Origin of the sequence: Flavobacterium sp. ov086, assembly GCF_900187965.1 — a bacterium.
Taxonomy (GTDB): domain Bacteria; phylum Bacteroidota; class Bacteroidia; order Flavobacteriales; family Flavobacteriaceae; genus Flavobacterium.
The window spans coordinates 58,338-83,226 of record NZ_FZNL01000009.1 but is presented as its reverse complement, the minus strand read 5'-3'; the positions used below and the strand labels follow the sequence as shown (position 1 = coordinate 83,226).

23 protein-coding genes are annotated in these 24,889 nt (G+C 33.3%); 10 read left to right on the top strand and 13 right to left on the bottom strand.

Going from position 1 to position 24,889, the window contains the following annotated elements:
• Positions 1–515: 515 nt before the first annotated feature.
• Positions 516–1,241 (bottom strand): hypothetical protein, encoded by a 726-nt coding sequence (locus tag CHB81_RS11800; RefSeq protein ID WP_089352078.1) that lies wholly within the window; start codon positions 1,239–1,241, stop codon positions 516–518.
• 527 nt (positions 1,242–1,768) lie between these two features.
• Here CHB81_RS11800 and lysS point away from each other — a divergent pair.
• The 3 genes from lysS (at position 1,769) to CHB81_RS11785 (ending at position 5,313) form a co-directional block, all read left to right on the top strand.
• The gene (lysS, locus tag CHB81_RS11795; RefSeq protein ID WP_089352077.1) at positions 1,769–3,469 is read left to right on the top strand and encodes a lysine--tRNA ligase; all 1,701 of its coding nucleotides are present in this window, start codon (positions 1,769–1,771) and stop codon (positions 3,467–3,469) included.
• A gap of 87 nt (positions 3,470–3,556) precedes the next feature.
• Entirely contained in the window at positions 3,557–4,810 is a 1,254-nt protein-coding gene (locus CHB81_RS11790) for an AAA family ATPase (RefSeq protein WP_089352076.1), read from the top strand.
• Positions 4,807–5,313, top strand: a complete 507-nt coding sequence (locus CHB81_RS11785; protein ID WP_089352075.1) for a hypothetical protein — start codon at positions 4,807–4,809, stop codon at positions 5,311–5,313. Before CHB81_RS11790 ends, CHB81_RS11785 begins: the two co-directional genes overlap by 4 nt.
• 56 nt (positions 5,314–5,369) lie before the next feature.
• Here CHB81_RS11785 and CHB81_RS11780 read toward each other — a convergent pair whose 3' ends face one another.
• From CHB81_RS11780 to CHB81_RS11765, 4 genes are all read right to left on the bottom strand, one after another.
• A complete protein-coding gene (locus CHB81_RS11780) occupies positions 5,370–5,972 on the bottom strand; it encodes a hypothetical protein (RefSeq protein ID WP_089352074.1) in 603 nt (200 codons plus the stop codon).
• Between the two features lie 35 nt (positions 5,973–6,007).
• Positions 6,008–7,033, bottom strand: coding sequence for a 2-hydroxyacid dehydrogenase (locus tag CHB81_RS11775; RefSeq protein ID WP_089352073.1), 1,026 nt, complete (start codon positions 7,031–7,033; stop codon positions 6,008–6,010).
• Between the two features lie 86 nt (positions 7,034–7,119).
• Positions 7,120–7,536 carry a hypothetical protein gene (locus CHB81_RS11770; RefSeq protein ID WP_089352072.1) on the bottom strand — a complete coding sequence of 139 codons (417 nt, stop codon included), beginning with the start codon at positions 7,534–7,536 and terminating at the stop codon, positions 7,120–7,122.
• Between the two features lie 6 nt (positions 7,537–7,542).
• A complete protein-coding gene (locus tag CHB81_RS11765; RefSeq protein WP_089352071.1) occupies positions 7,543–8,466 on the bottom strand; it encodes a DUF4274 domain-containing protein in 924 nt (307 codons plus the stop codon).
• Between the two features lie 243 nt (positions 8,467–8,709).
• Between CHB81_RS11765 and CHB81_RS11760 the strand changes: the two genes are divergently transcribed.
• Entirely contained in the window at positions 8,710–9,150 is a 441-nt protein-coding gene (locus CHB81_RS11760; protein WP_089352070.1) for a hypothetical protein, read from the top strand.
• A 54-nt stretch (positions 9,151–9,204) separates the two neighbouring features.
• On the opposite strand, the gene CHB81_RS11755 is transcribed toward CHB81_RS11760, so the two are convergent.
• The 7 genes from CHB81_RS11755 to CHB81_RS11725 all read right to left on the bottom strand — a co-directional run bounded on the left by CHB81_RS11755 (position 9,205) and on the right by CHB81_RS11725 (position 16,183).
• Positions 9,205–11,679, bottom strand: a complete 2,475-nt coding sequence (locus tag CHB81_RS11755; RefSeq protein ID WP_089352069.1) for a zinc-dependent metalloprotease — start codon at positions 11,677–11,679, stop codon at positions 9,205–9,207.
• A gap of 185 nt (positions 11,680–11,864) precedes the next feature.
• Positions 11,865–13,151, bottom strand: coding sequence for a glutamate-1-semialdehyde 2,1-aminomutase (gene hemL / locus CHB81_RS11750; protein WP_089352068.1), 1,287 nt, complete (start codon positions 13,149–13,151; stop codon positions 11,865–11,867).
• A gap of 78 nt (positions 13,152–13,229) precedes the next feature.
• Complete coding sequence (locus CHB81_RS11745; RefSeq protein ID WP_089352067.1) at positions 13,230–13,739, bottom strand: hypothetical protein; 510 nt, start codon at positions 13,737–13,739, stop codon at positions 13,230–13,232.
• 31 nt (positions 13,740–13,770) lie between these two features.
• Positions 13,771–14,022: a hypothetical protein gene (locus CHB81_RS11740; protein WP_089352066.1), complete on the bottom strand. Its 252-nt coding sequence runs from the start codon at positions 14,020–14,022 to the stop codon at positions 13,771–13,773.
• 42 nt (positions 14,023–14,064) lie between these two features.
• Positions 14,065–14,949 carry a glucosaminidase domain-containing protein gene (locus tag CHB81_RS11735; protein ID WP_089352065.1) on the bottom strand — a complete coding sequence of 295 codons (885 nt, stop codon included), beginning with the start codon at positions 14,947–14,949 and terminating at the stop codon, positions 14,065–14,067.
• Positions 14,942–15,838: a 1-aminocyclopropane-1-carboxylate deaminase/D-cysteine desulfhydrase gene (locus tag CHB81_RS11730; protein ID WP_089352064.1), complete on the bottom strand. Its 897-nt coding sequence runs from the start codon at positions 15,836–15,838 to the stop codon at positions 14,942–14,944. Before CHB81_RS11730 ends, CHB81_RS11735 begins: the two co-directional genes overlap by 8 nt.
• A 3-nt stretch (positions 15,839–15,841) precedes the next feature.
• Positions 15,842–16,183, bottom strand: coding sequence for a hypothetical protein (locus CHB81_RS11725; RefSeq protein WP_089352063.1), 342 nt, complete (start codon positions 16,181–16,183; stop codon positions 15,842–15,844).
• Positions 16,184–16,296: 113 nt separating this feature from the next.
• Between CHB81_RS11725 and CHB81_RS11720 the strand changes: the two genes are divergently transcribed.
• From CHB81_RS11720 to ilvA, 4 genes are all read left to right on the top strand, one after another.
• The gene (locus CHB81_RS11720) at positions 16,297–16,482 is read left to right on the top strand and encodes a DUF5522 domain-containing protein (RefSeq protein ID WP_071636586.1); all 186 of its coding nucleotides are present in this window, start codon (positions 16,297–16,299) and stop codon (positions 16,480–16,482) included.
• A gap of 382 nt (positions 16,483–16,864) precedes the next feature.
• Positions 16,865–18,841 carry a urocanate hydratase gene (locus CHB81_RS11715; protein ID WP_089352062.1) on the top strand — a complete coding sequence of 659 codons (1,977 nt, stop codon included), beginning with the start codon at positions 16,865–16,867 and terminating at the stop codon, positions 18,839–18,841.
• 118 nt (positions 18,842–18,959) lie between these two features.
• Positions 18,960–19,502 (top strand): DUF4136 domain-containing protein, encoded by a 543-nt coding sequence (locus tag CHB81_RS11710; RefSeq protein ID WP_089352061.1) that lies wholly within the window; start codon positions 18,960–18,962, stop codon positions 19,500–19,502.
• 275 nt (positions 19,503–19,777) lie between these two features.
• The gene (gene ilvA, locus CHB81_RS11705; protein ID WP_089352060.1) at positions 19,778–21,022 is read left to right on the top strand and encodes a threonine ammonia-lyase IlvA; all 1,245 of its coding nucleotides are present in this window, start codon (positions 19,778–19,780) and stop codon (positions 21,020–21,022) included.
• Positions 21,023–21,104: 82 nt separating this feature from the next.
• Here ilvA and CHB81_RS11700 read toward each other — a convergent pair whose 3' ends face one another.
• Positions 21,105–23,516, bottom strand: a complete 2,412-nt coding sequence (locus CHB81_RS11700; RefSeq protein ID WP_089352059.1) for an RICIN domain-containing protein — start codon at positions 23,514–23,516, stop codon at positions 21,105–21,107.
• A 395-nt stretch (positions 23,517–23,911) separates the two neighbouring features.
• Between CHB81_RS11700 and CHB81_RS11695 the strand changes: the two genes are divergently transcribed.
• Together CHB81_RS11695 and CHB81_RS11690 are read left to right on the top strand one after the other, a co-directional pair.
• The gene (locus CHB81_RS11695; protein WP_089352058.1) at positions 23,912–24,322 is read left to right on the top strand and encodes a group III truncated hemoglobin; all 411 of its coding nucleotides are present in this window, start codon (positions 23,912–23,914) and stop codon (positions 24,320–24,322) included.
• Positions 24,323–24,419: 97 nt separating this feature from the next.
• Complete coding sequence (locus CHB81_RS11690; RefSeq protein WP_089352057.1) at positions 24,420–24,866, top strand: hypothetical protein; 447 nt, start codon at positions 24,420–24,422, stop codon at positions 24,864–24,866.
• Positions 24,867–24,889 lie beyond the last annotated feature (23 nt).

Sequence of the window (24,889 nt, the reverse complement as noted above, 5' to 3'; positions counted from 1 at the left end):
GTCTATTTTTAATTGTTTAATCGTTTCCCGTTGATTTGTTTAATCGTATAATTGTTTTTATTTATGATTTCGCTTCTATATTTTCAGGAGCTAATCCCGCACCCGAGCCTGAAAGTGCGAACTGGCGAAGCAATACATTGCAATCTTTTATGGCTCCCGAAGCCTCGGGACCGTCATAAAAGGATTTTCTCCCGACACTTCGGGACTATCAAGGCTAGGGCAATGGTTATCATGAGAGTGTTTTCGCAATCTTGTCATTTCCACGAAGGAGACTCGAGCGATAACGAACAGACGAAGTAAATCACACGAGAAGTTCCGCAGGAACAAAATATATTGTAGGGATGTCCCGAGGCTTCGGGATTAATCCATCATTCGCAATCAGAACCCAATCTTGTCATTCCTGAGGCACGAGGAATCTCCACAAGAAACTCCGTAAAGATTGGCGACTTTGATTGTGTCCCGAAGCTTCGGGATAGTGTGATTTCTCTTCCGTCGAAATGATAAAAAAATCAGCCTTATTCCAAAACCACTTCCAAATTTGTCATTTCAGGATTTTGCAAACAATCTGAAAGTTGAAATTCTAACGTTAATGATTTTTTATCTGCACTGATAATTGCCTTTTCATTTGAAACCGATTTTATCTTTTTAGGGAAGTGATATTTTAGAATATAAGATTGGGTCAATTTTAAAGAGGCATATTTAGGATCTGCGTTCTTAAATTGATCTTTTGTTTTTTGAAGTTCCCCTGGATTTGTGATAGAAATAGATCGTTTAAAAACTGTTCCGTCAAAATGGTATTCTATGTTAAAATAATGATTTTCGGCCGTTAAAGCATAATTATACTTAATATCATTTGCATAATCTTCTGTCTTGTATAAATCCGGGATATCAGAAACTTTATTGAAATCAAACATCAATACGGTTCTGAATTCTTTTTCGAAAGAGCTCTTTTTTATGTGCGCTTTTACATTCGAATATTTTTGAAATAATTGCTGTTCAGCAGGTGTATACTTCACGAATGTCTCGTTGTATTTTTTAATATATTCCTGAAAAACATAAGTGGTATCCTTAAAAACTTCCTCGTGTGCATATTGATCTCCTGCCAATTGCATATAACTATTTTCGTTGCGAAGCTGGACAACTTCAATCGTTCCGTTTCCATCCGGATTAATTTGAATGGTTTCGGTAATTTGGCAACTTACAAGAAGAAACAGGATTATTAAGGCTGATATGTATTTCATTTTTTCTGAAGGTTCTGAGAAGCTAAGATAGGGAGGTTTATATTTAATTTCGTATGGAAATTAACATTACTATTTGTTTTGTCATTCCTCGTACCTCGGAATGAAGATTGGGTTCCGATTGCGAATGATGGATTAATCCCGAAGCCTCGGGACATCTCTACAATATATTTTGTTCCTTCGGAATTTCTCCAAAAAAAATCCGAAGGAATGTTTTAAATCCGTTGAAACAAAGATTGGCGAATTTCTTTGCAGAGTTTCTTGCGAGGCTTCGACTTCGCTCTGCCTGACAAAAAAACATAAATTATTACAAAACACTCCAACCAAAAGGTCTTTTTAAAACCATAATTTCTAATCTAGCCCCGATAGCAGCGGTATCCTTTTTTGCTTTTTCGGCAAAAAAGATACAAGTCAATAGCGGGACTAAAGGCGATTGAAAACCTGAAATTACTGCTTCAAAAAATCTAAAAACTGCATTCTGAAATCTACATTCTTTTCTTTATCTTTGCACACTTAAAAAAGAGCACAAAATGGCATTATCAGAACAAGAAATCATTAGAAGAGAGAAACTTCAAAACTTACGCAACTTAGGAATCAATCCTTACCCAGCTAATCTTTTTCCTGTAAATCATACTTCGAAGCAGATTAAGGAATCTTTTGAAGAAGGTAAGAAGGTGATTGTTGCCGGACGTTTAATGAGTGTGAGAGATCAGGGAAAAGCTTGTTTTGCCGAATTGCAGGATAGTGAAGGACGTTTGCAATTGTACGTGAATCGCGATGTTTTGTGCGAAGGTGATGATAAAACATTATACAACACGGTTTTTAAAAAATTAACTGATTTAGGTGACTTTATTGGTATCGAAGGCGAATTGTTTACTACAAAAGTTGGTGCACAATGTATTCGCGTTGACGGATTTACTTTTTTAAGTAAAACTTTACGTCCGCTTCCTTTACCAAAAGTTGACGAAGACGGAAACATACATGATGCATTTAATGATCCTGAGTTACGTTACAGAATGCGTTATGTAGATTTAACTGTGAATCCACAGGTTAAAGAAAACTTTATCAAACGTACGAAGTTGTATACTGCAATGCGTGGTTATTTTAACGATGCTGGATATCTTGAGGTTGAAACTCCGGTTTTACAGTCCATTCCTGGTGGTGCTGCGGCGCGTCCGTTTATTACGCACCATAATTCGCTTGATATTCCGCTTTATATGCGTATTGCAAACGAATTGTATTTGAAAAGATTAATTGTTGGTGGTTTTGAAGGTGTTTATGAGTTCTCTAAAAACTTTAGAAATGAAGGTATGGACAGAACGCATAATCCTGAATTTACCGCTATGGAAATATATGTAGCCTACAAAGACTACAACTGGATGATGGAATTTGCTGAAGGTTTGCTTGAGCATTGTGCGATTGCCGTAAACGGAACCAGCGAAGTAACTTTTGGCGAACACCAAATTAACTTTAAAGCGCCTTACGCTCGTGTTACAATGACAGATTCTATCAAGCATTTTACAGGATTTGATATCTCAGGAAAAAGCGAAGAAGAATTGTTTGACGCTGCAAGGGGAATGGGAATCGATGTTGATAAAACAATGGGTAAAGGAAAATTGATTGATGAAATTTTTGGAGCTAAATGCGAAGGAAATTATATTCAGCCAACTTTCATTACGGATTATCCTAAAGAAATGTCACCTCTTTGTAAAGAACACCGTGACAATCCGGAACTTACTGAGCGTTTTGAATTAATGGTTTGTGGTAAAGAAATCGCAAATGCTTATTCTGAATTAAATGACCCAATTGATCAGCGTGAGCGTTTTGAAGATCAAATGCGTTTGGCTGCAAAAGGTGATGATGAAGCAAACGGAATCATCGACGAGGATTTCTTAAGAGCACTTGAATACGGTATGCCTCCAACTTCTGGAATGGGAATTGGTATGGATCGTTTGATTATGTACTTAACGAATAATGCATCGATTCAGGAAGTTTTATTGTTCCCGCAAATGCGTCCGGAGAAAAAACAATCAATTGAATTGTCTGACGAAGAGAAAGCAATTATCCTTTTACTAAAAGGAAACGAAAATAAAATGGATCTTGCGCAACTAAAAGTTACTGCCAATTTAAGCGGTAAAAAATGGGATGTCTCAATGAAAAACTTATCTAAACACGGTTTGACTAAAGTTGTTGTTGACGGTGAGTTTAAATTTGTAGAATTGACAGAGTAGATTCTTTTAAAAACATATTAAATATAAAAAGGAGCTTTTATTGAAGCTCCTTTTTCTTATATAAAAATTTTCCTTAATTTTGAAAACATGGAAAGAGCAAAACTTATTGTTAAAAATTTCGGACCTCTAAAAGATATCAATATCGAAGTTAGAGAAATGGTCACTTTTATTGGCACGCAGGCTTCCGGCAAAAGTACTTTGGCTAAGTTAATTTCTATATTAGAAGATGAAAATTTTAGAAGAAATAGTAAAATTACATTTGAAGAAGAGCTGAATAAGTATAATATGAAATCATTTCCCAATGATGGAACTATTATCACTTATTCCAAAGGAGATTATAGTTTTAAATTTAGAAATCACAAATATTCAAAGACAAATCCTAGAGAGTTAATTAAAGAACAATTTGTAGATTTTTTAAAAAATAGTAAGTCCAATAAAGACAAAAATGACGAATTCAAAAATCTTCTTAAACATGATTTGATATCTAATTGGGAAAATCAATTTACTCCACAAATAGTTAACGATATTTTTAAAAAATTAAATGCTTATTTCAATAATGGTACTAAACCATATGAAATTTCAATCGTAGATTTTTTTCTCCATTATGAAAATATATTAACAGAATATGGAATAAATATTAAATTTGATTCATTATATATTCCTTCTGAAAGAAACTTCCTTCACTTGATTATCGAAAATACCTTAGGATTGATTAATAATAATATTCAAATTCCAAAACATCTTTTAGAGATTGGACAAGAATACGAAAAAGCAATTCATACAATAAAAGAATTATCATTAAATATTATTAATAAAAAATTCAAATATAAAAGAGAAGGAAAAACATCTTACATATATCATAATGAAAATGAAAAAGTAGATTTATTAGAGTCTGCTTCGGGATTACAATCTATTATTCCAATTTTGCTTTTAGTAGAGTATTCAAAATCATTGAAGGAAAAATATAATTTTAATTTTGTTGTTGAAGAACCTGAATTAAATTTATACCCAAAAGCACAGCATGAATTGATAAAATACTTAGTTAAAAATTGTTTATTTGATAGAAAAAATTTAATTCTCACAACACATAGCCCATTTGTTTTAGCATCTATCAATAACTTATTATTAGCTTATGATAAAGGGCAAAAAAAACCTAAAGAAGTAGCTAAAATTATAAAAAAAGAATCTTGGCTAAATCCTAAAAATTTTATTGCTTATGAGTTAAAAAATGGGAAAGCAAAAAAAATAATGAATGATAAATTAGGGCAAATTGCTGAAAATATGATTGATTCTGTTTCGGATACTTTTGCTGACGAATTTGATAAACTTTTAGATTTATGAGTTTTGAAGAATTATTAGCCAATTTTCCTGATTTAAAAAAAGATATTTGCTATAAAACATTAGAAGATTCCGTCTACTATCTTGAAGAAATTAAAGACTCTGTTGTTCAATTCAAAACTGAAGAAGAATATTGGAATCTTTGTTTAGAAAATGAAAATTCGAAAGAGATTTTATTTCTAGAAAACGAATACTCAATTATGAAAAATGAAGATTCAAAAAAATGTGATTGGGCAATATTCGAAAACAATAACATTTATTTTATTGAATCAAAAGATGTTAAACCAAGAAGTAGAAATAAGGAAAGAAAAGATGCAACAAAACAATTGATCGCAACAATCGAATTTTATAATTCTAAGATAGAACTAGATTCAGTTAAAATTTTCTCTCAAATTTGTTTTCAATCCAAATCAAAAATAGTTAAAGCCGGAGATCAAGCGCGGAAAGTTTTATTTAAACAATATAACTCGGAATTCTCAGAAGGCAATCTTATTAAATTTGAGTAATAATTCAAACCCGACAGTCCCGAAGCCTCGGGATAAAAACCTGTCGGGTTTGTGTTTTAAAACGAATACTTCTCCAACTTTTTCCCATCAATATCCAAAACCTTTGCGCTATCTCTTGAAGCTTCTTCTTTGACTACTTCTTGAACAGATGGATTTGAAGGATATTTTCCGTTTTTAAATTTTAGAAGATGAAATTTCCCTCCACTTACCGCTATTATATCATAAAATTTTTCACTTACTGAAGTTGTTACATAAATAGGAAAATCAGTTACGGTGAAAGCATTGATTAAACTTCCATCGTTATTGAAAATATATCCGGAACAACCGCCGCTTCCGCAGAAATAAGGATTCGAGAAACCTACAAAATATTCGTCCTTTTTATCATTATTCAAATCGAAAGCACTGTAATAAAAGAATCTATCTTCTTTTGTCATCGCAGGTAAATCTCTCTTTAGTAAAACCAAAAGCTGTTTTCTAATTAATTCAACTGCTTTATCATCTTTTGGAGCAGCATCGCTTACATCTGCAGTTCCTGCCGCGGTTTTTGTTATTGTATCGGTTGCAACTGCTTCAACGACATTTTCTTTTTCTGTTTTTTCTTTATTCTGACAAGAAAACATTGCCAAAACTGCAAAAGCTATTAAAAATCTATTTTTCATAATTTCTCTTATTTTAAATTCTTATGATTATGTTTCTAAACCAACAAAGCAGCTTTATTCTCGATATCATTTTGATCCAATAAAGACTTTATATTATTGAAAGTAACTAAAGCAATTTGCGTTAAAGCTTCATTGGTAAAAAATGCCTGATGTGCCGTTACCAAAACATTCGGAAAACTCATTAAACGCTGAATCGCATCATCCTGAATAATATCTGCCGAAAGATCTCTGAAGAATAGTTTTTCTTCCTGCTCATAAACATCGATTCCCAGATATCCAATTTTACCCTCTTTAAGGCCTTCAATAACAGAAGCTGTTTCGATCAATCCGCCTCGACTTGTGTTGATAATCATCACACTGTCTTTCATCAAAGCAATTGATTTTTTATTGATTACATGTTTGGTCTGCTCATTTAATGGACAATGCAACGAAATAATATCACTTGATTTGAAGATTTCTTCTAAAGAAACAAACTTTACACCGTCTTTTTTCATTTCAGGATTCGTGACAATATCATATGCCAAAACTTTGCATCCAAAACCTAAAGCAATTTTGGCAAAAGCTTTTCCGATATTTCCTGTTCCAATGATTCCAATTGTTTTTCCAAATAAATCAAAACCTAATAATCCGTTTAAAGAAAAGTTTTGCTCTCTAACTCTGTTATAAGCTTTATGTGTTTTTCTATTTAAAGTAAGAATCATTGCAATGGCATGTTCTGCAACTGCCTGAGGTGAATATGCCGGAACTCGACAAACTCTTAAATTATTTTTTTTTGCCGCTTCCAGATCGACATTATTAAAACCTGCACAACGTAAAGCGATAATTTTCACTCCTTTTTCTGCTAGTTGTTTTATAACCGCTTCGTTTACAATATCGTTTACAAAAACACAAACAATTGAAGTATTTTCGATTAAAATAACGGTTTGCGGATTTAGCTGCGTTTCAAAAAAATCTAACTCAAAACCAAAATCAGTATTGTATTTATTGAAGAAAGCTTTGTCATAAGGCTGGGTCGAAAAAAAGGCGATTTTATTACTATTTGATGAAGTCGATAAACTCATGATATATATTTTTTGATTCTTAAGTAATGGTTTTACTAAGTTAAGCAATTAAATCTGAAGCAAATTTCTGATCATAAAAAATCACCTTATTTTAAATATTCTTTGCCATGTGCTATAATAAAACCCTCTTTTGGATGCAGGCAAGAAACATCAAACCCTAAACTCATCAGTATCTTTAAACCATCAATAGATTCAACTTTGTTTTGACCATTCCAACCCATTTTTATACTATATAAAATACACTCTCTAATATATTTAGGCCTATTCAAGTTTACAAATTCTGTTTCTTGAGTAGATAATCTAGTCAGTTTTACACCTGTTTTTAATGGGTTTCCAGCATACAAATCTTCCCAGGTAATAAAATTAATTTTTAATGGGGTTTGCTTATGATTCTCTAAAAATATTGTTATTTCAAATGTTGCTATCTCTGTGCCACCTCCAAATCCTGTGACGGATTTATATAGGTAGACATTTTCTTCAACAATAATTTTTCTTAATGTCATGAGTTATTATGCTCTAAATTTTAAATGATCTGTACTAAAAAGCAATCCAATACCACTATAAGGATCTCGTTTTAAATCATAGAAATTATTTACGCCTGCCAAATCTTTATACAAATCATACATTATAGAAGATTCCTGAAATCCATCAATTGTATGATTGATAATAGTATCAGACAAACATGTCAGTTCTTTTGTGGTATTTGTAATTCCGATATTATTTCCCGTTTCCCAATCCCAAATAATCCAATCCCAATTATGCTTTTTATGCACACAATCCATCCATAAATACGAAAGATTCTTGATTTTTATCTTTCCTAAATCTTTCTCTTTCCAATATTCAACACTTTCAATTATTGCTTTGATTGCATTTTCAGGTTCATCATAAAGAAAATCAGCTTTTGAGATTTGAATAATCTTTATAGCATCCGCAATTTTGGTATTAATTGTTTTTAATTCCTTTTCGTTGGGCTTTCTTAAAAAAGCAAATTCAATGTCTTGACGTTCAAAAACAGTTCCAGACGATTTCAGCAACATTTCTGACGGAATGCATTTTGTATTAGAATGTTCATCAAGAAATTCTTCTTTTGGATCAAATGAAAAATTTTCATCTTGATAATAACCGGAAACATATCTCTTTTCGATTTCTTTTATTAAAAGATACGATTCATAATTTATATCTTCTTTTATTTCATCTTCATTTTTAAACCTGCAAAAATAATCCGGCTGCAGCATCCAATACAAACCAAGCGCTGTTCCTTTATCCAGATGCTTTTGCTTTACAATCCAATTAAAAGGTTCAAGTCCGTCATCATAATTCCAATGCTGAACAAATTGATGTAATTCGGCAGCAGTCAATTTTTGATAAGACATCTCATTATTTACCGCTTTGAGAACACGATTTTTACTTTTCTTATTAAATAATTCTTCCATTTTTATTTTCTGATGCTCGGTTTTAAATCTTAAATATTCTAAGCAAATTTAAAAACCAATTCTTACAAAAACATCACAAATAACAAAATAACTCTTTAGATCTAAGCTAAAGTCCTCTGTATCAATAAAATTATTTTATTTTTTGTGTTTAAATTTGTTAAATAATCTATAATTCTGATTATCAGATTAAACCTATTGAATTTGATAATGTCTAACTCCTATAACAATTAAAAAACTTATATCATGAAAAAATTATTTATCGCAGCTTTGTTATTCATCGGAATATCAAGTTTTGCACAAGAAGCGGATCAAAAGCCAACTCGCGAACAAAGAGAAAAATTAACTCCGGAACAACGCAATGACAAACAATTAAAAAAACTTACTTCTGAATTAAATTTAGATACCAATCAACAAGGACAAGTAAAACAACTTCTAGCTGACAGAAGTGCTAAAGCAGAAAAATTCAAAGAAGCCCGTAAAGCAAAAAAAGACAGCGATGTAAAACCTACTGCAGCTGACAGAGAAGCTTTCAAAAAAGAAGTAATGGATGAAAGAGATGCAAACGATGCAAAAATGAAAGCGATCTTAAATGCAGATCAATACACAAAATGGAAAGCTATTCAGGAACAGAATAAAGACAAAGCAAGAGAAAAAATGAAAGAATACAAAAAAGACAATAACTAATTCTTTTTATAAAAAAAGAGGCTCAATTTAGCCTCTTTTTTGTTTTCTATAAAATTATTTCGGGTTAAGAATCAAATCAATTCTTTTGACACAATCTTCATAATGATATTTTGTTTCTGCATTTACAGGTCTTGCCTTTGCTGCTAAAAGTGTACTTCTTAGAGCTGTCAATTCTCCTCGAACCAAAGCTCTCACATCAGATTGTGCCACATTATAATATGTTGTCGATTTATCTGTTGGTTTAATTTCCTCGGTCATCAAACCTCCCATTCTATCAATATATCCTCTTTGTAAATTTCTTCGGTATATCGTTACATTCGCTGGCGTAGCGGCTTCCTTCCAGATTCCTTTTCTTGTATCCCTCAATAAGTCTAAAGCTTTATAAGTATCGGCACCAAGAATTTCATTATCCATTAATCTGCCAATTCTTGATATGCTTAGCAAATTATTTAAATGTCTTACCTGCAAGCTTCTAAACTTTTCTGAATATCCTCCAAAATCAGTATTTTTTAAAGTATTTACATTTACAATCCATGTTGGCGAAGCAAAAGCATTTGTCTGAAGCCAATTTATTGCTTCTATTTGTTTGGCTTTAGGAACTACTTCATAAACATTTCCGGCTTGATTTGGATTTTTAGTATTTTCATAAACTCCTCCAACATTGGTTACAACATGACCAACATATCTGCTCCAAACGTCTAACATTTCTTTATACAACTCGTCTAAATCTTCATAGTTATTGGTCACATTACTAGTCCATTCGTTTAAATGGCTTGCCACATATTCCAAGTTTTTCATTCCGTATGAACTCGCTTTCATCGAATTATTTCCAATGTCCTCAGTTTGAGAAGTCGGATCAAAAGTGCTGCTTTGCTTTCCGAATTTATACAATGAATTTCCGGCTTTATCCAAAATCCATTTATCTAAAGTTGCTAATTCATCCTTAGGTAATTTCGCATTTGGGATTACTCTATATCCCCAATTTAAGGCATAATGATCATAAGCGCCCATTTTACGAATAAAACGAATATTTTTATCGCCCGGTTGTGCGATATAATTAAATCGTGCATAATCCATTATACTTGCAGAAATTCCGTTTTGTTGTGTAAAATCACCATTTCTGTAACTTTCTACATCATAAGCACAACTTGCGCCCATATTATGAGGAAATCCCAAAGCATGTCCAACTTCATGAGCAATAACCATTCGCATCATTTCTCCCATTTCTTCATCACTGGTTTGCAATGTTCTCGCAGACGGATTTGCCGCTCCGGTTTCTAACAAATACCTATTTCTATACGAACGCAAATGATTGTGATACCATATTACATCGCTTTCGATAATTTCTCCGGTTCTGGGATCAGAAACACTTGGACCAACTGCATTTCGGGTTGTACTTGCTACATAACGAATAACAGAATATCGAACATCTTCCGGACTAAAATCAGGATCTTCCTCTTTTGTAGGAGCATCTTTGGCAATAATGGCATTTTTAAATCCCGCAGTTTCAAAAGGTTTTTGCCATTCTTCGATTCCCTGTTTTATATATTTTTTTAATTTTTCCGGCGTTGCAGGATCTAAATAATACACAATAGGTTTTATTGGTTCAACCAATTCTCCTCTGTTATAAGCTTCTGGATCTTTTGGTTCTAATCTCCATCGACGAATATAGGTTTTCAGGTCTGATTTTAATTCATTACTGCCATAATCATATTGACTTACCGTAAACCAACCAACGCGCGAGTCTGCAAGTCTTGGTTTCATTGGTACTTCCGGCAATAAAATCATCGATTGATTCATTTGAATACTTATCGATTCTGTTTCTTCAAGCATCGAAGGTTTCGAAGCATTATACGTCATATCCTGAATTACTTCGATATTCATCGGAAAACTTTTGATCGTATTAATAAAACTTCTCGAATCATCGAGTCCTTTTACTTTATAAGTATCACGCATTTCTGCAGATATTCCGCTGATTGCTTTGACATCTGTGCTGTAAAATTTCGTTACATCAATAACCGTATTTGCAGAATCTTTACTAAAAGCTACAATATCAAATGCGAATAATGTAGGCTCATAATTATTTGATTTTACCGAAATACTAATCGGTAAAGTATCATTTGCAACTGCATTATATGATTTTGATTTAATTAGTATTTTATCCTGAAAACGCTGCCAAACTATTAATTGTTCATTGGTTTCAGAACCAGCATTTACATATCCTCCACCAAGATTAGAAGGCAGCTTAGAAAGTCTGCTTACCAGAAGCATATCCTTGTTTAAGTATTTATTCGGGATTTCGAAATAGTATTTTTTATCGACTTTATGAACTTTAAAAAGTCCGTCATCAGACACAGCATCTTTAGTAATTACTTTGCCATATTCCTTAATTGTAGATTCTGATTTTTTTTCTGGTGGCACAACAACAGCTTCGTCTTTTTTTGATTTCTTTTTGTTTGATTGTGCAAATTGATTAGTAGAAAACAGCATAAAAAATGCCATTGCAATAAAAATGAAAAGTCTATTCATTTATTATAGGTTTAATGGTTATTTGATGAACAAAAATAATTTTTATTCCAATTACATCAGAAGAAACCATCTTATTAACTTTTCATTAACTAAAATAATCAAAACCTAAATCATAAAAAAAGGTTCAGTTTTACGAATAAAACTGAACCTTAAATTGAAAAAAAAATATATACTCTTTTTTAAACTTAAAACGTCTTTGAAACCTTATCAATTGCATTAATCGTAAAGTCAAGATCTTCGTAAGTTAATGCATCTGTAATAAACCAGGTTTCATATGCCGACGGTGCGATATAAACACCTTCGTTTAATAAACCGTGGAAGAATTTCTTGAACGTTTCATTATCTCCTTTTGCAGCAGTTTGAAAATCTACAACCGGATTTGCATCAAAATGTACCGAAATCATCGATCCCACTCTATTGATGGTAAAAACAACATTGTTTGCTTTTAAAACTCTATCGATTCCAGCTTCTAAATAAGCCGTTTTTTCGTCTAAACGATCAAAAATTGCACGATCATTATCTAATGATTGTAGCATAGCTAATCCTGCAGCCATTGCCAATGGATTCCCGGACAATGTTCCTGCCTGATAAACTGGTCCAAGAGGTGCAAGATAATTCATGATTTCAGCACGTGCAGCAAAAGCTCCAACCGGCAAACCTCCACCAATTACTTTACCGAAAGTAACAATATCAGCATTGATATTGAATAACTCCTGAACTCCACCACGAGCCAAACGGAAACCAGTCATTACCTCATCAAAAATTAGTAAAATTCCGTTTGCAGTACACAAATCTCTTAAACCTTGCAAGAAACCTTTTTGAGGAGGAATACATCCCATATTTCCTGCAACCGGTTCTATAATTATCGCTGCGATTTCGTTTTTATTAGCTTCAATTAAAGTCTTTACATTCTCTAAATCATTGTATTTTGCCAATAAAGTATCTTTTGCAGTTCCTTCTGTAACTCCGGGACTATTTGGAGATCCAAAAGTTACGGCTCCACTTCCCGCCTGAATCAAAAATGAATCTGAATGTCCGTGATAGCAACCCGCAAATTTGATTATTTTATCTCTTTTTGTAAATCCGCGAGCCAAACGAATCGCACTCATACAAGCTTCTGTACCTGAATTTACAAATCTGATTTTATCAATATTCGGAACCATAGAAACCGCCAAAGCTGCAATTTCAGTTTCTAATTCTGTTGGCATTCCAAATGAAGTTCCCAATTTTGCTTTTTCGATCACCGCATCCACAACTGGCTGATATGCATGACCCAAAACCATTGGTCCCCAAGAATTGATATAATCTATTAATTTGTTTCCGTCTTCGTCATACAAATAAGCACCTTTGGCACTTTTTACAAAAATAGGAGTTCCGCCAACCGCTTTAAACGCTCTAACTGGTGAATTTACTCCTCCCGGAATTACTTTTTCTGCTTCAGCAAAAAGCTGACTACTTCTTTTATATATCATTATTTATTTTAGATTTTTGAGTTTAGACTTTAGATTTATCAACTTAAACATCTTATAAACTCATTAAAACATTTTTGTTCAATTTATTTTTGCTGCAGAGTTTGCATATCCATGATGCGTATCAAACTCTTCTTTCAAGATCCACTTATTTTCACATTTGTTGCATTTATATATTTCCTCCTTAATATTGTAACAACCAGCATCTCCTTCCATAATTTTCTCCACAAAATTTAAGTTTTTTGGAGAACAAGTTAGTCCAGAATATTTTTCACATTCCTTTGGATTCCCACATTGTAAAGAGTTGTCATAAAAATAAGCCTCTGCAAATTCAAAATATTCAATTGGATAGTAATTTGGAGAGTCAAATGAAATATATTCTTTTGATGTAACTTCATTTACCTGCAACCATTTTTCAACATTTTGGTATTCAGTCATTTTCCACAAACCACTACATTTTGAGCATTTGTAAATTAAAACTCTAACTTTTCCTTCTCTTAAAAAATAAAAATCTAATTCTGTTAGGTTATCCTTTTCACAATTAAGTTCCAGGTTAGATCTCTCAAAATTTTCACAATATTTATAAATCATTATTTGTATTAGATTTTGAATTCAGGTCTGGTTAAAAAATTATACGTTGATCTAATATAAACTCATTAAAATATTTTTGTTCTATTTGTTCTTCTTCACTAAGTTCTCCAAGTTTTTTATCAGACATACCAATAGGAGAATAAAATAACCATTTCCATGTTGGACGATGTTTTATAAAAAAATGCCTTTCGGCAAATTCATCATGAACATAAACTCCACAAAAAACTCTAATACTTAAAACTACTGCAAAAGCAAAAACTCCCCACAAAATTCTCTTCTTCATAAATCACTCAAAACTTATAATCCACAATTCATAACTAAAAAACTATTGAACTTTCAACTTCTGCCCGATAGAAAGCGCATTGTCAGAAAGATTATTTTTCTGTTTTAAATCGTCAACCATTAAATTGAATTTTTTTGAAATCGAATATAAGGTATCTCCTTTTTGAACTTCGTATAAATTTGGATCGTTTGGATTTATGTTTGTGTTAGAAGTTGGTGCGCTTTTAACAGCGACAGATTTCTCAAAAGGTTTATAGTTTCTACCTGTAACCTGACAATCATATTGATGCAGATTATAACGCTCAATATAACTTATTAATTTATCCGGATAATTAGGATCTGTAGCATAACCACAAGCTCTTAATCCTTTTGCCCAGGCTTTATAATCATCTTTTTCATAAGTGAATAAACTTGCATATCTCTTTTTTCCAACCAAAAATAAGGCATGATCCCTATAAGATTCTGAAGCTTCTGTATATTTTCTAAAACATTCCTGTGCCGAATCATCATCATGACGAACACTTTCGCCAAGCCAGTCACTATGACATTTTATCCCAAAATGATTATTTGCATCTAAGGCCAAATCTCCTCTTCCTGCACCGGATTCCAGAATTCCCTGCGCCAGAATAATACTTGCAGGAATACCATATTTCGTCATATTACCCATTGCAATATCTTTAAATTGCAATATATAATTATTAACTAAATCGCTGGTTACAACTGTTTTTGAAGTAGACTGAATAACCTCAGTTGTATTATTTGTAGAAGGGTAATTTTTGCCAATTGGCTTAGAATAAGCCGGCTTTTTGGTCGTTGCCACTCTTGGCCTCTGTACTGCTGCTTTCTTAGTCGTCGCAATAGTAGGTTTACTAGAGGAACAACTCACTAAAGTTGCCAGAATTAAGAATGTTATTATTTTTTTAACCATTGCTTTTGAGTATTGGTAATTTTTTCTGCTTCAATTTCATATTCATTCCCTCAATTCCTTGTAATCCGCCAGTATGAATGAGTAAAATTTTTGAACCTGCAGGAAAATAGTTTTTATGTATTAAGTCTATAACGCCAAAAACCATCTTTCCTGTATAAATTGGATCTAAAGGCACTTTATTTTCTTCAAAAAAAGCATTGATGAATTCAATTAATTCTAAATTTATCTTCCCATAACCTCCAAAATGATAGTCAGAAATTAAATTCCAGTTATCTTTTTTTGCAAAAATACGAATTTCATCCGTTAAAAAGTCACCTTTTAACGCCGGAAACCCTAAAATTTTCTGATGTGGCAAAGCACTATTGATCAATCCCGATATGGTTCCGCCCGTTCCTACTGCACAACAAACGTAATTAAAAACAGCATCTTCATCGGTCAAAATCTCTTCGCACCCTTTTACCGCCAATTCATTTGTACCTCCTTCGGGCACGAAATAAAAATCGCCAAATTTCTCTTTCAACTTTTCTATAAAGGAATTTTCGCTTTTAAGCCGATACTCTTCTCTGGAAACAAACTCAAATTCCATTCCGTTTTCCTGAGCAAATTTCAGTGTTGGATTTTCTTCAATTTTATCAGAAAGTTCATCACCACGAATAATTCCAATAGTTTTAAAACCTTCTTCTTTTCCCGCAAAAGCAACTGCCGCAATATGATTCGAAAAAGCGCCGCCAAAAGTTAATAAGGTAGTTTTATTTTCGGCTTTCGCCTGAAGTAAGTTGTATTTGAGTTTTCTAAATTTATTTCCTGAAACAAAAGGATGAATCAAGTCTTCTCTTTTAATAGTCAGAGAGATATCATTCGGAAAGTTAATATGAATTTCCTGGTTCAAAATCTATTTTTCTTTTAAAGTTAAGTAATTTAAAAAGCCAAAAAAAGATCGGTTTTTCAAATAATCAGAATCTGCTTCATTCGTATACGCTTCTCTTTCAAAGCTTATATTTCGGTACGCCAAATCCTTATTTTTATATTGTATCAGCCTAATTATATATTCTAAAACATAAAAGATATAAAAAGGAAGAACCAGCAATTCTAATTGTTGTCGGAGATGGATTTTTTCGTGATTGACAAAAACGGGATTTTCTTTGTCCTGATTGTATTTTAAAAACACAAACGGAAAGACAGCCATTCCTCGATATCCTTTCGGAATTAAATATTTAGCAACAATCAGAAACATTAGCTGTAAAATTTATAAATTTGTAGATAAAAAATGTTCGATTTCGCTAAAATCACAATCAAGACTATAATTTTAATTTTGGCAGAATAAGAACAAGAATTCAAAGCAGATTTATGAAAGAGCAAAGTAATGAAAATAAACTAATCGAAGGTGAAGATTTTTACTATACACCCGAAGGTTATAAATGCTTTACTGAAAAACACCATCTAAAACGTGGTTATTGCTGCAAAAGTGGTTGCCGTCATTGTCCGTATGGGTTTGATAAAAGAACGGGGGAAATAAGAAAAAAAACTAATTAGAAAATGTGGCAATTTGATAATTAGATAATTTTGTCATCCTGAGCGAAGTCGAAGGACAAATCTAAAATCAACAATATAAACTCTAAAATTATATATGGATATTCTCTTGCGAAAATTTAGGATTACGATCCACAAATCCTATCACAGGTCGGATATTCGTTATCCCTAGTTTAATTAGAAAATGTGCCAATTTGAAAATGAGATAATTTAAATAAATTCCAAATTTTAAATTCCAAATTCCAATTGCATCAATTAACCGTCGGTCACATTTGAGCCCCTGCAGGGCGACATAATCTAAAAAACAAAAAATTAATCTGTTGTTAATCTGGCTAAATTATCTTAGCCACTTAGAATCTTAGCAACTAAGCACCTTTTCAAAAAAATGACTTTTAAAGAAGAAATACAACAAGGAATTCCAAGCATATTACCAGCAAAAAAAGAATATGATTTAGCGATTAATCATGCACCAAAACGAAAAGAAATCCTTTCGGCAGAAGAAAAAAAACTGGCTTTAAAAAATGCTTTACGTTATTTTGACGCCAAACATCACGCAGAATTAATTATCGAATTCTCTGAAGAATTAGAAAAATACGGACGTATATATATGTATCGCCTTCGTCCGGATTACAGAATGTACGCGAGACCTATCGACGAATATCCAGGGAAATCATTGCAGGCAAAAGCGATTATGCACATGATTCAGAACAATCTGGATTATGCTGTGGCGCAACATCCGCACGAATTGATTACGTATGGTGGTAACGGAGCTGTTTTCCAAAATTGGGCGCAATATTTATTGACAATGCAATATTTGTCTGAAATGACAGATGAGCAAACGTTGACGATGTATTCAGGACATCCAATGGGGTTATTCCCTTCGCATGCTGAAGCTCCAAGAGTTGTCGTTACAAACGGAATGGTAATCCCAAATTATTCGAAACCGGACGATTGGGAAAAAATGAATGCCTTGGGCGTTTCGCAATACGGACAAATGACGGCAGGAAGTTATATGTACATTGGACCACAAGGAATTGTTCACGGAACGACGATTACGGTTTTGAACGGTTTTAGAAAAATTAAACTTAATCCGGAAGGAAACTTATTTGTGACTTCTGGATTAGGCGGAATGTCCGGTGCACAACCAAAAGCCGGAAATATCGCAGGATGTATTACGGTCTGCGCCGAAGTAAATCCTAAAATCACTAAAATCCGTCATGAACAAGGATGGATTAATGAAATCGTAACCTCAACAGAAGAATTGGTAAAAAGAGTCACTTTGGCGAAAGCCAATAAAGAAGTGGTTTCGATTGCTTATTTAGGAAATGTGGTTGATGTTTGGGAATGTTTTGACAAAGAAAACATCAAAATTGATTTAGGTTCAGATCAAACTTCGCTTCACAATCCTTGGGCTGGAGGTTATTATCCAGTTGGAATTTCGTTTGAAGAAGCCAATGAAATGATGGCAAACAATCCTGAATTATTCAAAGAAAAAGTACAGGAATCTTTACGTCGTCAAGCGAAAGCAATTAACAAACATACCGCAAAAGGAACTTACTTTTTTGATTACGGAAATGCATTTTTATTAGAAGCTTCCCGCGCTGGTGCAGATGTTATGGCAGAAAACAATATCGATTTTAAATATCCAAGTTACGTTCAGGATATTATGGGACCAATGTGTTTTGATTATGGTTTTGGTCCATTTAGATGGGTTTGTACTTCTGGAAAACCCGAAGATTTACAAAAAACCGACAACATCGCAAGTCAGGTTTTAGAGGAATTGGCAAAAACTTCTCCTGATGAAATTCAGCAACAAATGCAGGATAACATCAAATGGATTAAAGGCGCGCAGGAAAATAAATTGGTTGTGGGTTCTCAAGCCAGAATTTTGTACGCTGACGCTGAAGGCCGAATTAAAATTGCTGAAGCTTTTAATCAGGCAATTGCAAAAGGCGAAATTGGAACTGTTGTTTTAGGGCGCGATCATCACGACGTTTCCGGAACAGACTCTCCTTACAGAGAGACTTCTAACATCTATGACGGATCTCGTTTTACGGCTGATATGGCAATTCAAAACGTGATTGGAGACAGCTTTAGAGGTGCAACCTGGGTTTCTATTCATAATGGCGGCGGAGTTGGCTGGGGAGAGGTTATAAACGGCGGATTTGGTATGGTTCTTGATGGTTCTAAGGAGGCTTCAAAACGCTTAGCATCAATGCTTTTTTGGGATGTTAACAACGGAATTTCAAGAAGAAGCTGGGCTCGAAATGACGAAGCTATTTTTGCTATAAAAAGAGCGATGGAAGTTCAGCCTTTATTAAAAGTAACTTTACCTAATATTGTAGACGAAAGTCTATTTTAATACAATTGTCATCCTGAGCGAAGTCGAAGGCTAACATGAAAGAAAGGGCTTCGACTTCGCTTAGCCTGACAAAAAAGGTAAAGTATCTTAAACTGAGAACAAATAAATTCTTATAAAAATGAAAAAATTCAAATTAGTGCCCGTTTTTTTGCTTTTGATACTCGCCTCCTGCAGTACTGTTAGTGTTTATTCTGATTATGATAAAAACGTAGATTTTGCCCCTTATAAGACTTATGCTTTTTTTAAGCCCGGAATTGATAAGGTCGAAATTTCTGATTTGGATAAAAGACGTATCCTACGTGCCATTGATGATCAAATGCAAGCCAAAGGTTTTACCAAAAGTGAAAACCCGGATTTATTAGTAAACATTTTTACCAAATCAAGAGAACAAGTTGATGTAAACCAATTTAATGCCGGATGGGGTTACGGCTGGGGATATGGATGGAATCCTTACATGATGTATGGTTATGGAGGACAAACCACTGTTTCAACTTCAACACAAGGAACTTTGTTTATCGATTTGATAGATGCCAAAAAGAAAGAAATGATCTGGCAAGGTGAAGGCTTTGGTACTTTAACTAAAAACGTGGATAAAAAAGACGAAAAAGTTGCTGAATTTGTAACTAAAATTTTAGCTCAATATCCTCCAGTTAAAAAATAATTAATACATTTGCGATTCAATTATCTGAAATGAAAAACTTAAATATCATTATTATCTCTATTAGTATTATTGCTATTCAGCAATAATGGTGAGGTATTATATAAATAAGTAAACAAAATACAATTTATAAAACCTCCCAAATCGGGAGGTTTTTTTATTTAATGAAATTTTAAAATAGCCACGAATTACACAAATTAGCACGAATTAATATTTTAGCGTCAAGCAAATAAAAATTAGAGAAAATTTGTGCAATTCGTGGCAAAAAAACAAATACAATGAATCTATTTAACGAAGTACTTGCTGCCAAAAAACAGCTTGAAAATGTAGTTGCCGCTACTCCGCTCACACAAAATTTAAATCTTTCGGAAGAATTTAAATCTACTATTTTATTAAAAAGAGAAGATTTACAAATTGTGCGGTCATACAAAATTAGAGGCGCTTACAACAAAATTTCTTCGTTAAATGATGCCGAAAAAGCTATCGGAATTGTTTGTGCAAGTGCCGGAAATCACGCTCAGGGCGTAGCATATTCCTGTCACCTTTTGCAGATAAAAGGTAAAATTTACATGCCAAAAACAACTCCAAAGCAAAAAGTAAAACAAGTACAATTATTCGGGAAATCTTTTGTTGAAATCGTTCTTATCGGAGATACTTTTGATGATGCTTATGCTTCGGCTACAGCCGATGCCATTGAAAATCATAAAATCTTCATTCATCCTTTTGACGATGAGAAAGTGATTGCCGGTCAGGGAACTGTTGGATTAGAAATTCTGGAAAACTACAAAGAACCTATCGATTATGTTTTTGTCCCAATTGGCGGTGGCGGACTGGCTTCTGGTTTATCCGAAGTCTTTAAACATTTAAGTCCAAATACAAAGATTATTGGAGTTGAACCAAAAGGCGCTCCTTCGATGAAAACTTCGATCGAAGAAAATAAAAACACCCCATTAACCACAATCGATAAATTTGTAGATGGTGCGGCTGTAAAACAAGTTGGTGATAAAACTTTTGAAATTTGCCGTTATAATTTAGAAGATATCGTTCTGGTTCCCGAAGGAAAAGTTTGTACCACGATCTTGCGTTTATATAACGAAGAAGCAATGGTTGTAGAACCTGCAGGTGCATTGACAATTGCAGCTTTAGATTTTTATAAGGATAAAATAAAAGGTAAAACGGTCGTTTGCGTTGTAAGCGGAAGTAATAACGACATTGAAAGAACTGCCGAAATAAAAGAACGTTCTTTATTATATGAAGGCTTAATGCATTATTTCATGATTCAGTTTCCGCAGCGTCCGGGAGCTTTAAAAGAGTTTGTAAACAATATTTTAGGTCCTGATGATGATATTACTTATTTTCAATTTGCCAAGAAAAACAGTCGCGAAGTAGGTTCTGTAGTTGTGGGATTAGAATTGAAAAACAAAAAAGATATTCTGGCTATTAAAATGAATATGACCAAAAATGGTTTTGAGTTTCAATACTTAAATGACAATCAGGATTTGTTCACGCAATTAATTGGATAAAAAGCAAAAGGCTGTCTGATACAGAATCAGACAGCCTTTAAATTCAAATATAAAATTACTAATTGAATTCTAAATTTGTAAACTATTGTTTCAGGATTTTTTTAGAATAAGAACCTTTACTATCGTTTATTCTAACAATATAAAGTCCTTTTGGCAATCTTGAAATTTCAATTTCAGACTGACTTCCTTTTTGAAAATTCACGGCTTTTTTCAAAACAGTTTGTCCTGTCACAGAAAATAATTCAACCATTCCAGCTCCTTGATGATTTGTGTCAATTTTTAAATATTCATTGGTAGCATTTATATAAACAAGCATATCATTTTGACTCTCAGTTTCAGTTGGAACAGCTTTTACTGATGCGCTTTTTCCAGCAACTGTTTCAACTTGTACAAATTGCCATTGCTGATTTAATCCGCCGGTATATGCCCAAACCTGAATATTAGCTCCGTTTGCAGTCGAAACATTTTCAACATCCAGAGATTTGCCGCTATTTAAATTTATGATTTTATAATAGCCACCGCCCAAACTTGTAACCGTCCATTTGAAGTCATTTGTAGCTGCGAATGTTTTTTGCTGCACTTTTAATCCATCAGCAGTTCCATTATTTTCCGGAGCAAGATACATTCCGGTTGATTTTACAATGATGTAAAAGTTACCACTTCCGTCAGGAACAAATTTCCAACGCTGATTACTTCCTCCACCACTTGTAATATCGTATTGCTGAATACGTCCTCCGCTTGTAGTTGAATTATCTGCAACGTCTAATCCTTTATTACTGTTTCTTGAAATAATATTGTAATAACCCGGATAAGTTGATGATGAAGCTGTAACCGTTATAGCACTTGTTGCTGTTTTCGATCCGTCAACTGTTGTAACTGTAATAGTTGCTGTGCCGGCAGAAATTCCAGATACTAATCCTGAAGCATTTACTGAGGCTACAGCCGAGTTACTTGAGCTCCATGTTACGTTTTTATTTGTTGCATTACTTGGTGCAACTGTCGCTGTTAATTGTGTTGAACCTCCCACTGAAATTGAAACTGAACTTGGACTAACACTTACTCCCGTTACAGCAACCGGAGCAGTTGTAGCCCAATTGAATGTAACTGCTGATGAAGCCGGAACAGTATAATTAAAGGCTGATGATCCCGAAACAACTTTAATAGTATTTGCTGATCCTGAATTATAAATCACAAGCGAAATAGATCCGTCAGGGTTTTTAAATCCAGCAGAAACAATTGAACCGTTTGTACTTGAAGACGAAATTCTTAAAGCTCCTGGTTTTACAAATTTTGAGATTTGACCAATAATATAATACGCTACATTTTTAGTATAACTTGTACTATTGTTAACCGTTATAGCACCCAAACAAGTATTGCATCCGCCGGGAGTACGCGGTCCTAAACCTGAGTTGTTTGCAGCATTCCACTCCATAACTGTTTTTGCCCAATTATTGGTACTTCCAATAACGACGTTTTGCATGTGCCAGCCAAAATCTCCGCTAAAGCTTCCACCCGATCCTGTGTATTGTTCTGTAAAATAAACATTTTTATTGGTTGCATTTCGTACGGTTGACATCGCCGAGATATTTCCTAAATACAAGTGAAATGCTGCGCCATCAACATAACTGCTATTGTTTAAAACATCAATAGGATAAGCTGTATTATCGCAATTGTGATCAAAAGCTATAATTTTAGTTCCGCCATATCCTGCTGCAGCCATTTGTGGTCCAAGTTGTTGATTGATAAAGTTCTTTTGTTCTGTTGAATTCATCAACATACTTGGCTCATTATTTGGATTTTCAGGCTCATTTTGAGGTGTGATTCCCCAAATCGAAATTCCCTGCGCTGCCATAGCATCAAAATACTTCACAAAATATTTGGCGTAAGCCGCATAATATTGTGTTTGTAAACTTCCGCCAACCCAAGAATTGTTGGTTTTCATCCAACGTGGTGCTGACCAGGGCGTTGCTAATATTTTTATATTCGGATTAATTAACTGAATCTTTTTTATAATCGGAATCAAATAGGTTAAATCTGGTCCGTTTAAACTAAAGTTATTCATGTTTACGTCTCCCGAAGTTTCGTTATAACTATAAGAAGAACTGCTTAAATCTGAAGCTCCAATACTAATTCGAATAACACTTGCATTTAAACCTGTAGTAGGATTGTATAAATCATTTAATAACTGATTTTGCTGTGTTGTGGCCATTCCGCTAATCACTTCGCAACTTCCTTCGGTAAGCGTATAACCAAATCCGTCTATGGTTTGATAAGTTGTTCCGGCATTAACAGTTACCGTTGAAGGATTCGATCCTGAATTAGCAATAAAGCTCACAGTACCTTGCTGTTGCAATAGTTTCGTCTGATCTCCCGAGGTTATCCACGGAGTAACGGTTTGAGCATTTACACTAGTAATAAACAAAAGCAGTACAATGACCTTTATCATTATTGTAGCTTTCATTCGGTTTTTAGGTTTTTGGGTAGTTTTGTGCATAGTTTTTTAGTTTTTTGATAATTTAATTTTTCTCATTTTTTAAGATTAATTTTATTAATACATATCAATATTATGTTAATTTTAATTAAAATGACAATATTCTAACTTTACAAATACACATCAAATTGAAAATCCTCCTTTACAAAAACTTATCTATTAATTTTTCAAATACCTAATAATCAACAAACTAAAAACATAAAACTAAACAAAATCTTACTTTATTATTTCAAAAACATAAAACAACCTACAATTCAGTCTTTGATTGTGGAAATCGAGCTGAAAAATTAACCGTTGAAGATAATTTACTTCTGATAAAATAATCCTAAAATGATAAATATCACAAAACATACGCCATCATATATCGTATTTTTGCAATTCATTATACAGACAAAAACATGGCAACTCTTAAAGATATTTCAAACCTCGAGGATATAAAATTAATGGTCAATACCTTTTATGACAATGTTAGAAAAGACGATCTTCTTGGTCCAATTTTCAATGATAAACTACAAGATCGCTGGCCAGTACATTTAGAAAAAATGTACGGCTTTTGGCAAACTATTTTGTTCGATGTTCGTGCTTATTCGGGAAGTCCATTTCCGCCACACAAGCAATTACCGGTAGATAAATCTCATTTTGATCGTTGGATTGAAATTTTTAATACTACAATTGACACCATATTTTCAGGACCTATTACAGAAGAAGCTAAAATGCGTGCCACAAATATGGCTTTTATGTTCAATCATAAAATTGAATATTTTAGAAATGCCGAAAACGATCTTCGAAATGCATCAGGTAAATCTTAAAAAATATTGAGCAATTAAATTGGATACTATTTTTAATTAAATAAATTTGATTGAATAAATACAGCTAAAAGCCTCAATCAAAACCACCCCATTTAAGATGAAAAAAGTTATCCTGTTCTTTGCAATCTGTTTCTCTTTTTTAAACCATTTAAACGCACAATCTCAAACTCCGGTTTCTAATTTATACAAAGGAACTATTGACGGAAAAACACCAATAACTGTTTATATTAAAACAGAAGAAAGCCCTTGTACGGCTGAGTTAATGTTTACTTCAATGTATCGCTACAATAAATCAAACAAATGGATTCAAATTTACCCTACGCAGAACAAAAAGGTTGAAAATGAATTTGTAATGGTCGAACATGGTTTCAGCGGTGTTTTAATTTTAAAGAAAACCGGAAATACTTTTACAGGATTATGGATTAGTCCTGACACTCAAAAGCAATTAAAAGTTGATTTAAAAGAAGTTTCAATGACAAAAAAAGAGATTGAAAGCTTCGAGAAGACAATGGAAAAAGTCAATTACGAGAATAATGACTGCTAAAATTTTCTCTTTTACTGCCTGTT

Coding starts and splice junctions, on each gene's coding strand:
- CHB81_RS11800 (WP_089352078.1), bottom strand. CDS start 1,241: ATGAAATACATATCAGCCTTAATAATCCTGTTTCTTCTTGTAAGTTGC.
- lysS (WP_089352077.1), top strand. CDS start 1,769: ATGGCATTATCAGAACAAGAAATCATTAGAAGAGAGAAACTTCAAAAC.
- CHB81_RS11790 (WP_089352076.1), top strand. CDS start 3,557: ATGGAAAGAGCAAAACTTATTGTTAAAAATTTCGGACCTCTAAAAGAT.
- CHB81_RS11785 (WP_089352075.1), top strand. CDS start 4,807: ATGAGTTTTGAAGAATTATTAGCCAATTTTCCTGATTTAAAAAAAGAT.
- CHB81_RS11780 (WP_089352074.1), bottom strand. CDS start 5,972: ATGAAAAATAGATTTTTAATAGCTTTTGCAGTTTTGGCAATGTTTTCT.
- CHB81_RS11775 (WP_089352073.1), bottom strand. CDS start 7,033: ATGAGTTTATCGACTTCATCAAATAGTAATAAAATCGCCTTTTTTTCG.
- CHB81_RS11770 (WP_089352072.1), bottom strand. CDS start 7,536: ATGACATTAAGAAAAATTATTGTTGAAGAAAATGTCTACCTATATAAA.
- CHB81_RS11765 (WP_089352071.1), bottom strand. CDS start 8,466: ATGGAAGAATTATTTAATAAGAAAAGTAAAAATCGTGTTCTCAAAGCG.
- CHB81_RS11760 (WP_089352070.1), top strand. CDS start 8,710: ATGAAAAAATTATTTATCGCAGCTTTGTTATTCATCGGAATATCAAGT.
- CHB81_RS11755 (WP_089352069.1), bottom strand. CDS start 11,679: ATGAATAGACTTTTCATTTTTATTGCAATGGCATTTTTTATGCTGTTT.
- hemL (WP_089352068.1), bottom strand. CDS start 13,151: ATGATATATAAAAGAAGTAGTCAGCTTTTTGCTGAAGCAGAAAAAGTA.
- CHB81_RS11745 (WP_089352067.1), bottom strand. CDS start 13,739: ATGATTTATAAATATTGTGAAAATTTTGAGAGATCTAACCTGGAACTT.
- CHB81_RS11740 (WP_089352066.1), bottom strand. CDS start 14,022: ATGAAGAAGAGAATTTTGTGGGGAGTTTTTGCTTTTGCAGTAGTTTTA.
- CHB81_RS11735 (WP_089352065.1), bottom strand. CDS start 14,949: ATGGTTAAAAAAATAATAACATTCTTAATTCTGGCAACTTTAGTGAGT.
- CHB81_RS11725 (WP_089352063.1), bottom strand. CDS start 16,183: ATGTTTCTGATTGTTGCTAAATATTTAATTCCGAAAGGATATCGAGGA.
- CHB81_RS11720 (WP_071636586.1), top strand. CDS start 16,297: ATGAAAGAGCAAAGTAATGAAAATAAACTAATCGAAGGTGAAGATTTT.
- CHB81_RS11715 (WP_089352062.1), top strand. CDS start 16,865: ATGACTTTTAAAGAAGAAATACAACAAGGAATTCCAAGCATATTACCA.
- CHB81_RS11710 (WP_089352061.1), top strand. CDS start 18,960: ATGAAAAAATTCAAATTAGTGCCCGTTTTTTTGCTTTTGATACTCGCC.
- ilvA (WP_089352060.1), top strand. CDS start 19,778: ATGAATCTATTTAACGAAGTACTTGCTGCCAAAAAACAGCTTGAAAAT.
- CHB81_RS11700 (WP_089352059.1), bottom strand. CDS start 23,516: ATGCACAAAACTACCCAAAAACCTAAAAACCGAATGAAAGCTACAATA.
- CHB81_RS11695 (WP_089352058.1), top strand. CDS start 23,912: ATGGCAACTCTTAAAGATATTTCAAACCTCGAGGATATAAAATTAATG.
- CHB81_RS11690 (WP_089352057.1), top strand. CDS start 24,420: ATGAAAAAAGTTATCCTGTTCTTTGCAATCTGTTTCTCTTTTTTAAAC.